This is a genomic window from Micromonospora sp. NPDC048887 (assembly GCF_040649715.1).
Classification (GTDB): Bacteria; Actinomycetota; Actinomycetes; order Mycobacteriales; family Micromonosporaceae; genus Micromonospora.
In genome coordinates this window covers 45,955-58,683 of record NZ_JBEZGA010000018.1, presented here as the reverse complement: position 1 = coordinate 58,683, position 12,729 = coordinate 45,955, and the positions used below count along the sequence as shown (strand labels likewise).

Sequence of the window (12,729 nt, the reverse complement as noted above, 5' to 3'; positions counted from 1 at the left end):
TCAGCCCCCCGTGGTCAGGGCGACGACGATCCGACCGGCCGCCGCGCGTGAGGCGACGAGCGGCCCGTCGCGTTCGGCCACGGCGACGTTGAGCAGCGTCGTGCCTTCCCTGATGCCGGCGTGCACGTCCACGACAGTGGCGTTGATGCTGATCGGCGCGGTGGCGTTCGGCTGCTGGTTCGGGACTGGGCCGCTGTCAGCGGTCACGACGAGCAGCACCGCGGCGCCGGGCTTGACGCGATCGGCGGGCAGGCGCTCCGGCGGCAGACTGAGGCCCACCAGCTGCTTGCCCTCCCCAGGTACAGCTCGGTCGGTGAGCTGGGCCCGCGTCAACAGGGTGCCGGGCACCAGCGCGACGGCCGCGAACTTGCCGACGATCTGGTCGGCGGCGCTCGCCTCGATCGGCTTGAGCGTCGGGTCGACGGTGATCCGTACGGTGCTGAGATCGGACCGCTCGATGGTCGAGCCGACCTCCACGGTGGCGCTCACCGCCAGGTACTCCGCTGTGGTGCCGACCTTGCGCAGCACGGCGACCGCGATCAGCCCGCCGGCGGCGACCAGCGCCACGGCCAGCCAGACCAGCGCCGGACGCCAACGACGCTGCGGCGCGACGCGGGGCACGGCGTAAGGGGCATTGACCGGCGAGGCGGTGCGGCCAGCCTTGGGCGGCGCACTGGTCATGACGTGATCACCTGCAGTTCGTCGATGTCGATCGTGGTGCTGGAGGACAGGTCGATGGACTGGGAGCCGGTGCTGCCGCCGCCGCTCCAGGTGACGAGCCACGTCGTTGTGGCCGTGACGGTGTAGCGGCCGCCCGCGAAGGTGCTGCTGGGCTGGCGGTAGCCGTCGTATCCACAGTCCGGCGACCGCCTGTTGCCGAACGAGGGCTGGTACGGGGTGCCGGGCTTGGTGCAGGTGACGGACTGCCCGTCGCCCATGTCCCACACGACCATCTGCGCCCGCGCGGTCGCGGTAACCGACCGTCCCGGCACTGCGGCCGTACGGGTAACGGGTCCCCAGGTGCTCGGGCTCACCCGGTTCCAGAGCCAGATCGGCAGCCCGACGAGGCCGGCGCCGTCGATGCGCGGGGCGATCCCGATGTCGGGACCGTCGAGGTTCATCTGGGCGATGGCTCGCTGCGCCAGCTCCTGGTAGCTGGGCAGGATGCCGGCGGGCGGCTCCGGCGACCAGGCCGTCGTCTGCGAGGCGATGCCGCCGTAGACGCCACAGGTGCGGATGCTCCAGTAGCCATCGGTCCGACCGCCGGATGGTGGCGGAACCCGCCTGACGTAGCAGGACCCGTCCCACACCCCGAAACTGTCGACCACGCACGGCACGGTCCGTCCCTCGTAGCGGCAGCCCTGCCCGGCGCCGCCGCTGTCACCACCGCCGTCGTTACCGCCGCCTCCGGTGCCCGGCTTCTCCACCACCCAGTAGCAGTTGCCCAGCGCGTCGCAGTGCTCGTAGTCGGCGTGTGCGACGTCGGGCGCCAGCAGCGCGCCGGCGCCGACCGCCAGGAGCAGCGCCACGAGCCTCCGGATCAGCATGGCCGTTCCCGTTGGGCGTTGACCTCCCGGATGCGCCACTGACCGTCGTCGAACAGCTCCGCCTTGGCGGTCACCACGTACCTCGTGGCCTGACCGTCGGTGCGTACCGATCTGCCGGTCTTCTTGGAGACCACGTCCCACGTGCCGGTGTCGAAGCAGTCCTCGATCTCGGCGGTGAAGGGACGGCGGCTCGTGTCGACACTGCGTACGGTGGGCGTCGAGGACGGTTCGCCTTCCGTGATGAGTCCCTGCTGGAACTTGATCAGCAGGTCCTGGCGCACGGTCGGCAACGCCGGGTCGGCCACGAACCTGTCGAGCTTGGCGTTGTAGTCACCCTTGTTCGACGCGGTGACGTAGGCCCGAACGTAGTTCCGGTAGGCCGCCAACGCGGCCGCGCTGGCTGCGGTGTTCTCGGCGCCGGCCGTCGAAGAGGGCGCTGCAGACGACGATGACGTCGTGGGGCTCGGCGTCGCGTCCGGCTTGTCGTTACCGCAGCCAGCAACGCCGGCGACGATGACGGCGAGCCAGGCGGTAACGCGGACGTCAGCCCGCCGGATCCTGCTTACCGTTGCGGTCAACGTGATGCCTCCCGTTGGTGACGGACGCGCGGCTCGGGCTCCTGTCGCGGCTACGCTGCCGGCAGATGCGGAGAAGCGGCTCGTTGCCGCGAGCGCGGCGACTGACTCTGGGGTGCCCGGTCCGGATCGTTGACCGGCCCGAGCAGCCCAGCGTCCCCCTCCGAGCATCGGCGTCGGGCAAGGCCGGCTTCCCGACATCGATGAACCTCCCCCTGGCGAGTTGGCCGATCACAACCCTGACCAGCCAACGCAACGGGTGTTGAGCAGATTGCATCGCCACTCAACGTCCGTTGCTCCAAACAGGAGCGAGCATACGCTCACGTTCCGTGCATGTGTCAACATCTGTTTTGTTGGCGCTTGCATCTGCGACACTGTCGTTTAGTCGCTGGAGGGTGATGAGTCATGGTCGACGATCGGCATGTGGGGCAGCAGCTGCCATCCCTCGACACACTGGCCGCCCGGCTGGAGTACCTGTTCGACCGGATCCGGCCGGCCCCGGAGGAACTCGGCGAGTCCGACGAGCCCGGCCGCCGGTACACCAACAAGGAGATCGCCGACAAGATCAACGCGAATGCCGCCTCGACTGGTGTCTCGATCAGCGCGGCCTACATCGGAGAGTTGCGGCGCGGCGTGGCCAGCGATCCTCGCACCTCCCACGTACGCGCCCTGGCTGCCGCCTTTGGTGTGAGCTCCGGCTACTTCGTCGACGACGCGGCGGCACGACGCATACAGGAACAGATCACGCTGCTCAGCGAGCTGCGTCGGATGGACGTCAAGCAGGTGGCGCTGCGCCAGGTACTCGCCGACAACGGATTGTCCGCGCGGGACACGCAGCTCATCGAGCAGATGGTCGCCCGATTGCGCGCCGTCGCCGAAGCGGCCAGCCCGGACGAGACCAACACCGCGCCAGACGATCGCAGATAGCCGTGTTGATCCTTCGGTGGCAGTACGCCGATGAGCGGGGGAACCCTGACGTGAACTTGCACCGTCTACGCAAACGCTGCGAGCAGATAGCCGCGGAGGTGGAGATACCGAAGCCGTTCGACATCCAGCGGCTGTGCGACCTGCTCGGAGAGCGGCGTGGCAGACCCATCCATCTGGTGCCGATCCGGCTCCCCGCCCTCACGGTCTGCGGCATGTGCGTACCGACCGGCGACTTCGACGCCATCTTCTTCGAGCAGGACACCTCTCCCCTGCATCAACTGCTGATCATCGGTCACGAGCTGGGGCATCTGCTCGCCGGCCACCAGACGACCGAGATCCTGGACCCGGAAGCCTCCCGACTGCTCCTGCCCGACCTGGACCCGCAACTGGTCCAGCGCAGCCTCGGCCGGAGCAACTACGCAGCCGCCGAGGAACGCGAGGCCGAGATGATCGGCTCACTGCTGCTGCGCCGGGCACGCGCCGGCCGCGTCGTCGAGCCCGACTCGCCGCTGGACAGCCGGCACACCGAGTTGTACGGCCGACTCCGGCACTCTCTGGAACACCCCGACTGGTAGACGAGATGGACACCATCCTGTACGCCGTGTGCGCGGTCGCCGGCTGGTTCGCCTTCGGTTACATGCTGCGGCTCCAGCGACGGCAGCCGAGTCAGGTCCGCGGCGCGATCTGCGTGGCGCTCGGCGCCTTCGCCGCCGGCATCACGCTCGCCATCCCACCCATCGCGGCCGGCATCGACGACGCGTCCGGGCTACCGAACCTAGCCAAGGTGATGTCCCACGGCTGTGCCATGACGATCGCCGCGAGCGCCGAGAACATGCTCCTTCACCTGTCCCTACCGCCGGCGAAGGCAGCAGCCCGCAGCCGGATCTGGGTATGGGTCACCGGCAGCGCCTTCCTCGCCATGGTCGCCCTGTTCACCTACACGCTCACCTACGACAAGCCGGTGCTCCTGACCGTCGAGTACGCCAGAGACCCGGCCGTTACCGCCTATCTGCTGATCTTCATGCTGGTCGGCTTCTTCGCCTACTGCACCGACATCGCCCGGCTGTGCTGGCGATTCGCTCGCATCTGCGGGCGGCCGTGGCTGCGTCGTGGTCTCCGCCTCACCGCCGTCGGCGCCGCCTTCGCGCTGCTCTACAGCACCAACAAGATCGTCTACCTCATCGCCTACTGGTTCGGCCACCAACCAGCTGGCGAACGGGAGATCGCCGCCGTCCTTGTCACCATCGGCGCGCTGCTCATGATGATCGGTCTCACCATGCCGGCATGGGGCCCGATCTTCACCATCACCCGACGCTGGGACGACTACCGCTCGTACCGCCAGCTCGAACCGCTGTGGCGGGACCTCGTCGCCGCCCTGCCGGAGCTCGAACTCGACCCCAGCCTGCGGCGTCCGCTCGGCGCCGTCCGCGACATCGACTACGCCCTGACCCGCCGGGTGGCCGAGATCCGCGACAGCCGCCTGGCCCTTCGCCCGTACATGGACGTCAAGGTGACGGAGCTGGCCGAGCAGTTCGCCGAGCAGGCCGGCATGAGTGCTGACGAGCAGCGAGCCAACGTCGAGGCAGCCCACCTTGCCTGCGCCCTACGTCGGCACCGGGCCGGGCTCATGGCTGCAGTCCCCCAGCCGGCCGACCAGCTGTACCGCCCGGAAGGCGGCTACGCCGGCGAGATCGGATGGCTGGCGCAGGTCACCACTGCCTACACCCGATCCCCCGTGGTGGCCCGGACGCTCGTCGCGGCCCGGCTCGCGGCCGCCCAGGATGCCGCGAACCCCCGGGTTGGAGATGCAGCACGATGAGAAAGCGCTACGCCAACCTGGCCCGCATCCGCACGCTGGACCCCGAGCGCGACTGGCTGGAGATTTACCAGACCATGCTGCGGCTGGAGTTCCCCTGGGACATGAAGCTGGGGCTGAACCTCGCGTTCAACCGGTCGTTCTCCATCCCGGCCATCGCCGCGGTGCACACCGCCACCGGCGAGCTGACCGAGCGCACGCAGAAGCGCATCGACGACACCGGCCTGCTGATGTACGAGATGGTGCTCAACGGCTTCGACCAGCCGCGTGGTCGGGAGGCGCTGCGCCGGGTCAACCAGATCCACCGCCCGTACAACATCCCAAACGAGGACTACCTGTACGTGCTCGGCTGCCTGGTGGTCATTCCGACGCGGTGGCTCGAACGGTACGGCTGGCGTCGGCCTTGCTGCCACGAGCGGCGGGCGACCTTCCTGTTCTACCGGGAGTTGGGCCGGCGGATGGGGATCAGCGACATCCCCGACTCCTACGAGGAACTCGAGGTCTGGTTCGACGCGTACGACGCTGCTCACCTGACGCCCAACGACGACGCTGCAGCGATCGAGCGCGCGACCCGGTCGCTGCTGCTTGGCCGGATCCCCCGGCTTCTCGCGCCGCTGGGCGACGAGCTGGTCAGTGCGATGTACGACGTACGCCTGCGGGAGGCAATCCAGGTAGCTGCACCCTCCTGGCCAGTCAGGGTTGGCCTAGCCGTCGCACTGAAGGGGCGCTCCTGGCTCCAGCGCTGGCTTGGCAAGCCTCGAGCGGAAGGGCTCTTCACCAATGGAATCGCGACCAAGAGCTATCCCAACGGGTATGAGATCGGGCAACTTGGCCCAGTCCACCCCACGTTTCGTTGGACTACACCCACCGATGATCAGGCCTCTTGAGCGGCACCTTCGGTCGATGTAGAACCAAGACAATCCTGAAACCCTCTGCACAGGCGAAGTAACTTGGAGTGTGGCGGCTTGTCTCAGAGCGTTCCCCCACCAGACGGCATCGAATCGGCCGAGATGGCTGAGGCCGGGGCATCCCTCAGGAAGAGCTCGCGGCTTAACCTGAGCCGGGGATGGTGGCAAGGAGTTGGCGCCTTGGTCGGCTTAGCTGGCGTGATCGTGAGCGTCATCGGCATAGCAGCGGCATGCAACACGGACAAACAATCCACTGCGCCATCCAATAGCACAGTGGTGCAAAATCAGGAGATCACTGGCAACGATAACTGCATCGGACAAGGCACTGGCAACACTATCGTCTGCCCGCCGAAAGCCAGATCTTTCGGTAACGTCACCCTGGAAAGTCACAAGATTATCACGGCCTTTTTTGCTGGCCCACCGGATCAGCTTCCGGTGCCGCCAGCCTACCCAGTCGAAGCCACTCAAGGGCATTGTGACGAATGGCGAGAGTGGCTAGCGAGCGATTCTCGGATTTACATGACGAGCCCCATTTTCGAGATCGGAATGACGGCTGGCCACGACGATTTGGTGGTGGTTAAGGATGTCAGAGTAGAGATATTCAAGCGGACACCGGCGACGCCGGGCACGACAATCAAATGCCTCTACGGCGGCGGCTCGAATGCCGGAGTTAATGTCTACGTCGACACCGCCGCCCAGCGCACGACCTTTCAGCCGTTCGAGAGCGACGAGGTCACAGAGATGCCGCCGGGCTCCCTCACGCTAGGACAGGGAGATGCAGGTTTTTCGAACGCGGCGGTTATGGTCAAATCAATGGATGGCTTCCTTTACGAAGGACGCCTCGTAGTCGAGGCCATCGTGAACAACAAGCCAGAAACTATTAGGTGGGGCAGCCAACAGCAGCCTTTTCGATGGCTGTCCGACGAGAGTGGTCAGTTCACAGCCGAATATGGCAAGGAATGGGACTGGAACCCTGTAACTGCAAGATGGGTGCAAGGGCTAGATCCATTCAACCTCAATAAGTGATCGCCACCAGCCTGCAACTCCGCGATGCGAGACGACGCCGGGCAGCAGTCTCCACCCTTCGGCATGGAGGCCGACCGAATCACCATCTCAAGTAGAACAACGAATCCACGTCGTCGATTGAATTGAGTGGCACACGCTGGCGGCAGAAGGCACTACTGTTGTAGCGGCCTGCGGATGGCAGCGACCTGTCGGCTCCAGCCGCTGACGGCAATCACCTTCACGACGTCGCCGGTCTTCGGTGCCTGAACGAGATACTGCCGACCGCTCCGGTCAGCGCCGATGTACATCCCGACATGGCCCGGCCGGGACATCGTGCCGTCGGAGCCCGGGATGAAGATCAGATCACCGGGCTGCATCGCCGCCAGCGACGAGACAGCGAGGCCAGTGTGCACCTGGTCCGCGGTCACCCGAGGGATCCGGACACCGCCCTTGGCCCAGGCAGCCATCATCAGGCCCGAGCAGTCGTAGCTGTCGGGCCCTTCGGCGCCCCAGACGTATGGCTTGCCTCGCTGGGCCAGCGCGAACGCGACAACGGCCCGGAGTTGCGGGTCCGCCGGCAGTATGAAGCCCTCGGGAAGACCCTCGTCGTCCATCGGCGGCATCCCGTCACCGCCGTCACTGGTACAGCCGATGCCCAAGCCGTCGCTGGTCACCGCGACGAGCTGCTCGGCCTCCGTCTGCCATCTCGCGTACGCATCAGGGAACGCCGAACGCTGCACCGCTTGCGCCGCCTGGGGGAGGGGCATGGTCTGCCAGCCGTCGATGTCGAGCAGGCGCTCGTAGAACTTCCGGCTGGCGTATTGCGGATTCAGGATCTGCTCGGGTGTCCCCCAGCCCTGGCTGGGACGCTGCTGGAACAGGCCGAGTGAGTCGTGGTCGTTGTCCGCGCCGAGGTGGCCGAGGTTACGCAGGGTGGATTCCTGCATCGCGGTGGCGACGGCGATTTCCCAGCCGTAGCGCGGCACATTCAGCTCAGCGCCGACGGCGACGATGGCGGCGGCATTGGCGACCTGCTCGGAGGTCCACGAGCCCTGCTCGGGCAAGACCGGCGCCGTGGCTGTCGCATCGGGCGAGGTGCTGGGTGGGCTGATGGTGCAGGCCATTGCGGGGTCTGCGCTCAGGATCGAGACCGGGACCATTACGACCAGCGCCATCGACGCCAGCACAACAGCGACGAGTCCGCCCACAACGATCAGCCAACGGCGGGTCATCGCAGGCCGGCCAGGCGGATCTCGTAGCTGGTGACTCGCCAGCCTGGACCGACAGCGCCGCCGCGGCGCAGGGCGCAGTAGACGACGCTGTGTTCGGTCCGACCGCGCCAGCCACGTTCTCCCACCTGGGTCGCATTCACCTGGCAGGCCCGCCGAGCGGTGATCCCGCCCTCGGTGGCCGGTGGCACGTCGGCGAAGGGCGTCACGAGGGCCTGGATGTAGGCGCGGTGAGCGGTCCAGATCGTCCAACGGCCGTCATGGTCGGCTGCGGCGCTCTGGCCGACCAGGGTGCCGCTGGCGAATCGCATGGCCCGCCGATAGGCGTCGCCCGGTCGCGCGTCGCGGCGGGTGTCGGCGCTGTAGAGGGACATTACGAACCGTTGGCACACCTGGCCCGGGTCTACATACCAGAAGCCGGGCTGTGTGGGCGGCGGCACCGGGACCGCCACGATGGTCGGCCTGGGAACGGACGAGCCGCCAGCGCTCGGTTCGGGCGGTGTCGGCTCGGTCTTGGCAGGGCAGCCGGTAACGGCCAGCGCCATGATCACTTCCGCCGCGACTCGTTGTGGCGCATTCATGGCACGACCCTGTCGGGCCGTCGGGGCCGTTACCGCTGCCGTCGGCTGCAAGCAGCAGCGGTAGCGGAGAAGGCCACTCCGGCATCAACTCTGCCGTCAGCAGCTCCTAGCCAGCGTCCGTGGCAGACGCCCGCCCGGGTGTCCTGACCGTCAGGAGATTGCTGTGCTTGCTCACCACCTCGCCGGCGCCGCGGCCGAGCTGTTGGCCGCTCCGACTCCGGCTCCTCTCCCTCCCCCGGGTCTGGAGAGCGCCGGCAACATGTTCATCGGCTGGATGAAGTGGATCCTCATCGTGGCCGGCGTCGGTGGCCTGCTCATCTGCGGGATCATGATGGCCGTCGGTCGACGCAACCGGTCGGCATTCGCTGCCGACGGCGCCGCCGGCATCCCGTGGGTGCTGGCGGGGTTGACGTGCGGGGCGGTCGCCGCGGTCGTAGTCGGCACGGTTATCCCGGGCTGAGCCATGACCTACGACGTCATCGACCGTGCCCGCCGCGCCACGCGCCGCCGGCTCACCACCATCTGCCTGACCGCGGTGGCACTCAGCGCTGCCGTGGCCGTCGCCGTTGTCGCCACCACGACCCCGAGCCGGCCTGCCGACTCACCCCCGGGTCGCGCGACGTCGACCTTCGCCGTCACCGGCGCGACCCCCGGTAGCGAGACGCAGAGGCTCACCGATCTCGAGTGGTTCGACGTCGCCGGTGTCTCGGTGCCCGTGTCGAGCCGCTCCGGCCCTCGCATCACCGATGGAGGGCAGGCTCGCGGGTTCGCGCACGACCAGGTCGGTGCGCTGCTCGCCGCCGTGCACATCGTCGTACGCATCAACCCGCAGGTCGGCCCGGCCGTCTTCGGACCGACGCTGCGCGACCAGGTGGTCGGGCCGCATGCGGCCGCGATGCGGGTCCAGGTCGCGCAGGCGTACGACGAGCTCCGCGCACAACTGAGCGGACAGCCTCTCGGACGCTTGACCGCCATCCTCCAGGGCTACCGCATCGTCAGCTACCACGATGACGAGGCGGCCGTACGGCTGCTGACTGAGGCGCCGGCCGCCAACGGCGTACCCCTGCTGGTGGTCGCCGAGGTGCGCGTGCGCTGGACCGGCTCCGACTGGGCGCTGCTGGCGCCCGCCGGCGGGACGTTCGAGCAGACCGTGATGACGGCGTCGGACGCCGATACCGCGACGTTCCTTCGCTTCACCGTAGGTGGGTGACCTGATGCCGCTCTGCAATCCGTTCCTGCCCGCCACCTGCTCCGGCGTCATTGTCGGCGGTGTCAACCCGGGCGCCTCGGTCCGCGACTCGATGGTCAACGGGATCCTCGACGGTCTGGCCAACGCAGTCCGGGAGGGGATCGAGTGGGTCGCCGTCCTGCTGACCAGCTGGACGTTGATCCCGTCGAACAACCTGTGCCCGACCACCGGCTCGGATCCAGGGCGATGGGCCTCCGACTGGATGGCCCAGTGCAACTCCGCCGGCGGCCCGGCGCAACAGCTCCGCGGATTCATGCTGCCGATGACGATCCTGGTCCTGGTCGGCGGCCTGGTCTGGCAGGGCATCACCATCGTCGTCAGCCGCCGGGGCGAGCCGCTCCTGCAGGCCGTACGGGGAGTCTGGAACACCGCGCTGTGGGGCAGCATCGGCGTCGCCGGCACCCACCTGGTCCTCAAGGCCGGGGACAGCTATTCCATGTGGCTACTCAACGAGGCGATCTTCAAGGAGTCCAACAAGCCACCCAACGAGGCGATGACCACGGCGCTCGGCGGGGTGTTGCTCCCCGGCGCGGCGGTCGCGCCGTTCGTGATGATCCTCGTCGGCATCGTCGTCATCCTCGCCGCCGTTGTGCAGACCATCCTGATGGTCTTCCGGGAAGGCTCGGTGGTCATCCTGGCTGGACTGCTGCAACTGGCCGCGGCCGGGTCCGTCACCCGGGGCACGAGCCAGTGGCTGCACAAGACCCTCGGCTGGTCGCTGGCGCTCGCGCTGTACAAGCCGGCAGCCGTGTCGGTATACGCCACCTCGTTCGTGATGATGCGCGGCAACGGGCGCGACTGGCTGATGGGCCTCGGCATGCTCGCCTTGTCGGTGATCGCCCTACCCGCGCTGATGAAGTTCTTCACGACCTTCACCGGTGGCGTCGCGTCCGCAGGCGGTGGCCTGGGCATGGCCGGCGCCGGCATGGCAGCCGGCCTGCACGCCACATCGTCGGTGCGCGGTGCGGTCGGTGGCCACAACGCCGGCGACCACGCCCGCTACCTCGACTCGTGGGGACCTGGTAGCGGTGGAGGCAGCGGTCCGAGCGGGGCGGCAACGGTCCCCTCGGCACCCGCACCCACGAGTGGCTCCGGAGGTACGAGCGGTAGCGCGCCGAAGGTCATGAACGGCACCGTCACCGGCAGCTCGACCGGGCCGGCAACGTCCGCAGCCACAGGGCTGGCCAGTAGCGGCACTACCGCTACCGCCAGTGGTAGCGCAGCTACCGGGGGGATGGCCGGAGCCGGGGCGGCGGGAGCGGCAACCGGGCCGGCGGCGCCCGTGGTCATCGGCACCGTGCTGGCCGCTCAGGCCGGGACCGCGGTAGCAAGGGCCGGCGCGAACGCCGCCAGCTCCGCGATGCAGGACGGGAGCTCGCCTTCGTGAGCACCGATCAGGCACAGGTACGCACGTACGGCGGCTGGCGGCGCGCTCGCGGCATGGGTCTGTTCGGGCTCGGGCCGATGCAGACGTTCACGGTCCTCGCGGCGATCACCGCGCTGATCGTCTCCGGCTCGCTCGGCCTGCGGGCGGTGGCCGTTACCGCCGGCCCGTGTGCGCTGCTGGTAGCGCTGCTGGTGCTGCGGTGGGACGGAGTGCCGCTGTCGGCCGGGCTCGCCCAGCGGCTGCGGTGGCTGGTCGGCAGCAGTCGCGGCTACACCTCGTACCGCTCCGGGGTAATGGTGGCCGGTGAGCATGCCTGGCAGCTGCCGGGCGTGCTCGCGCCCACCACCTTGCTGACCGTTGCCGACGAGAGCGGCGGCGGGTACGCGGTGGTCTACAACCGGCGGCTGGGAACCATGACGGTGACGCTGCGCTGCGCGGCCACCTCCACCTGGCTGGCCGACCCGGACGCCAGCGCGGCATGGGTGGCCAACTGGGGCGGATGGCTGGCGAACCTGGGCTACCTGCCGATCGTCGACCACGTCGCGGTCACCGTGGACACCGCGCCGGACCCCGGATCCCGGCTGGCCGACCACGTCAGCCGGCGGATCGTGCCGCACGGGCCGGCCTCGGCCAGGCGGGTGCTGCAACGGCTGGTGGAGGTGTCCCCGGCGGCCGCCGCCGACGTGGAGACCCGGGTGTCGGTGACGTTCAAGCCCGGCTCCTCCCCCAGCAAGCCCAAGAACCTCGACGAGGCCCTGGACGAGATCAGCCGCACCCTGCCGGGTCTGCAGGACTCCCTGGGCAGCTGCGGCCTGACCGTGCTCGACCGCGCCAGCGCCGACACCATCTCGGCCATCGTGCGTACGGCGTTCGACCCGGCCGCCCGCGGCGACATCGCGCGGCTTGCGGCGACGCCCGGGCTCGATCTGGGCCGGTGGGTGGACTGGGACAGCGCCGGACCCGTGATGGCCGAGGAGCACCTCGACCGGTACGTCCACGACTCCGGAACGTCCGTGTCGTGGGCGTGGCACGAGGCGCCACGTCAGCACGTGCACGCCGACGTCCTCGCCCGGCTACTCGCCCCCGGCCCGTACCCGAAGCGGGTGTCGCTGCTCTACCGGCCCTTCCCCGCCGGGGAGGCCGCGCGGATCGTCGAGAGCGAGGTCAACGCCGCGGCGTTCCGGGCGGCGTACCACCGGGCGCAGAAGCGCGACGAGTCCGCCCGCGACCACGCCGACCGGGAACGGGCCCTGCAGACCGCACGCGAGGAGGCGACCGGCTCCGGGGTGGGGCTGATGTCGCTGTTCGTCACCACCACCGTGGTCTCCGCCGAGGATCTGGGGCGGGCCGTAGCCGACGTCGAGTCCCGCGCCGACGTGGCCAAGATCCGGCTACGGCGGCTGCGCGCCAGCCAGGCCGTCGGCTTCGCCACCACCCTGCCCTGCGGCGTGTGCCCACCGCAGCTGGCCCGCCACTGGCCCCACTGACCTCACCACCAGGAGAAA

At 68.7% G+C, this 12,729-nt stretch carries 14 protein-coding genes; 9 read left to right on the top strand and 5 right to left on the bottom strand.

Features of this window, described 5'->3' with window-relative positions; all coding sequences use genetic code 11:
* The 3 genes from AB0C17_RS24105 to AB0C17_RS24095 are packed head-to-tail and all read right to left on the bottom strand — an operon-like array spanning nucleotide 1 to nucleotide 2,125.
* On the bottom strand, nucleotides 1-621 hold the full coding sequence (locus tag AB0C17_RS24105; RefSeq protein WP_357388372.1) for an SAF domain-containing protein: 621 nt from the start codon (nucleotides 619-621) through the stop codon (nucleotides 1-3).
* Nucleotides 622-677: 56 nt separating this feature from the next.
* Nucleotides 678-1,547: a hypothetical protein gene (locus AB0C17_RS24100; protein WP_357388370.1), complete on the bottom strand. Its 870-nt coding sequence runs from the start codon at nucleotides 1,545-1,547 to the stop codon at nucleotides 678-680.
* Nucleotides 1,541-2,125: a hypothetical protein gene (locus tag AB0C17_RS24095; RefSeq protein WP_357480579.1), complete on the bottom strand. Its 585-nt coding sequence runs from the start codon at nucleotides 2,123-2,125 to the stop codon at nucleotides 1,541-1,543. Before AB0C17_RS24095 ends, AB0C17_RS24100 begins: the two co-directional genes overlap by 7 nt.
* Before the next feature lie 402 nt (nucleotides 2,126-2,527).
* Between AB0C17_RS24095 and AB0C17_RS24090 the strand changes: the two genes are divergently transcribed.
* From AB0C17_RS24090 to AB0C17_RS24070, 5 genes are all read left to right on the top strand, one after another.
* Nucleotides 2,528-3,049 carry a hypothetical protein gene (locus AB0C17_RS24090; RefSeq protein ID WP_357388366.1) on the top strand — a complete coding sequence of 174 codons (522 nt, stop codon included), beginning with the start codon at nucleotides 2,528-2,530 and terminating at the stop codon, nucleotides 3,047-3,049.
* Nucleotides 3,050-3,147: 98 nt separating this feature from the next.
* Nucleotides 3,148-3,624, top strand: coding sequence for an ImmA/IrrE family metallo-endopeptidase (locus AB0C17_RS24085; RefSeq protein ID WP_315985954.1), 477 nt, complete (start codon nucleotides 3,148-3,150; stop codon nucleotides 3,622-3,624).
* Between the two features lie 5 nt (nucleotides 3,625-3,629).
* A complete protein-coding gene (locus AB0C17_RS24080; protein WP_357388362.1) occupies nucleotides 3,630-4,868 on the top strand; it encodes an MAB_1171c family putative transporter in 1,239 nt (412 codons plus the stop codon).
* A complete protein-coding gene (locus AB0C17_RS24075) occupies nucleotides 4,865-5,752 on the top strand; it encodes an oxygenase MpaB family protein (RefSeq protein WP_357388361.1) in 888 nt (295 codons plus the stop codon). The genes AB0C17_RS24080 and AB0C17_RS24075 overlap by 4 nt, the downstream gene beginning before the upstream one ends.
* A 225-nt stretch (nucleotides 5,753-5,977) precedes the next feature.
* A complete protein-coding gene (locus AB0C17_RS24070; RefSeq protein ID WP_357480575.1) occupies nucleotides 5,978-6,799 on the top strand; it encodes a hypothetical protein in 822 nt (273 codons plus the stop codon).
* A 152-nt stretch (nucleotides 6,800-6,951) separates the two neighbouring features.
* Here AB0C17_RS24070 and AB0C17_RS24065 read toward each other — a convergent pair whose 3' ends face one another.
* Complete coding sequence (locus tag AB0C17_RS24065) at nucleotides 6,952-7,953, bottom strand: C40 family peptidase (protein ID WP_357388357.1); 1,002 nt, start codon at nucleotides 7,951-7,953, stop codon at nucleotides 6,952-6,954.
* Between the two features lie 53 nt (nucleotides 7,954-8,006).
* A complete protein-coding gene (locus AB0C17_RS24060) occupies nucleotides 8,007-8,588 on the bottom strand; it encodes a hypothetical protein (protein WP_357388355.1) in 582 nt (193 codons plus the stop codon).
* Between the two features lie 259 nt (nucleotides 8,589-8,847).
* Here AB0C17_RS24060 and AB0C17_RS24055 point away from each other — a divergent pair, with 259 nt between their 5' ends.
* The 4 genes from AB0C17_RS24055 to AB0C17_RS24040 all read left to right on the top strand — a co-directional run bounded on the left by AB0C17_RS24055 (nucleotide 8,848) and on the right by AB0C17_RS24040 (nucleotide 12,711).
* Nucleotides 8,848-9,048, top strand: a complete 201-nt coding sequence (locus AB0C17_RS24055; protein WP_227457385.1) for a hypothetical protein — start codon at nucleotides 8,848-8,850, stop codon at nucleotides 9,046-9,048.
* A gap of 3 nt (nucleotides 9,049-9,051) precedes the next feature.
* The gene (locus AB0C17_RS24050; RefSeq protein ID WP_357388353.1) at nucleotides 9,052-9,798 is read left to right on the top strand and encodes a hypothetical protein; all 747 of its coding nucleotides are present in this window, start codon (nucleotides 9,052-9,054) and stop codon (nucleotides 9,796-9,798) included.
* A 91-nt stretch (nucleotides 9,799-9,889) separates the two neighbouring features.
* Nucleotides 9,890-11,224, top strand: coding sequence for a hypothetical protein (locus tag AB0C17_RS24045; protein WP_357388351.1), 1,335 nt, complete (start codon nucleotides 9,890-9,892; stop codon nucleotides 11,222-11,224).
* Nucleotides 11,221-12,711 (top strand): SCO6880 family protein, encoded by a 1,491-nt coding sequence (locus AB0C17_RS24040; protein WP_357388349.1) that lies wholly within the window; start codon nucleotides 11,221-11,223, stop codon nucleotides 12,709-12,711. The genes AB0C17_RS24045 and AB0C17_RS24040 overlap by 4 nt, the downstream gene beginning before the upstream one ends.
* The last annotated feature ends 18 nt before the right edge of the window (nucleotides 12,712-12,729 follow it).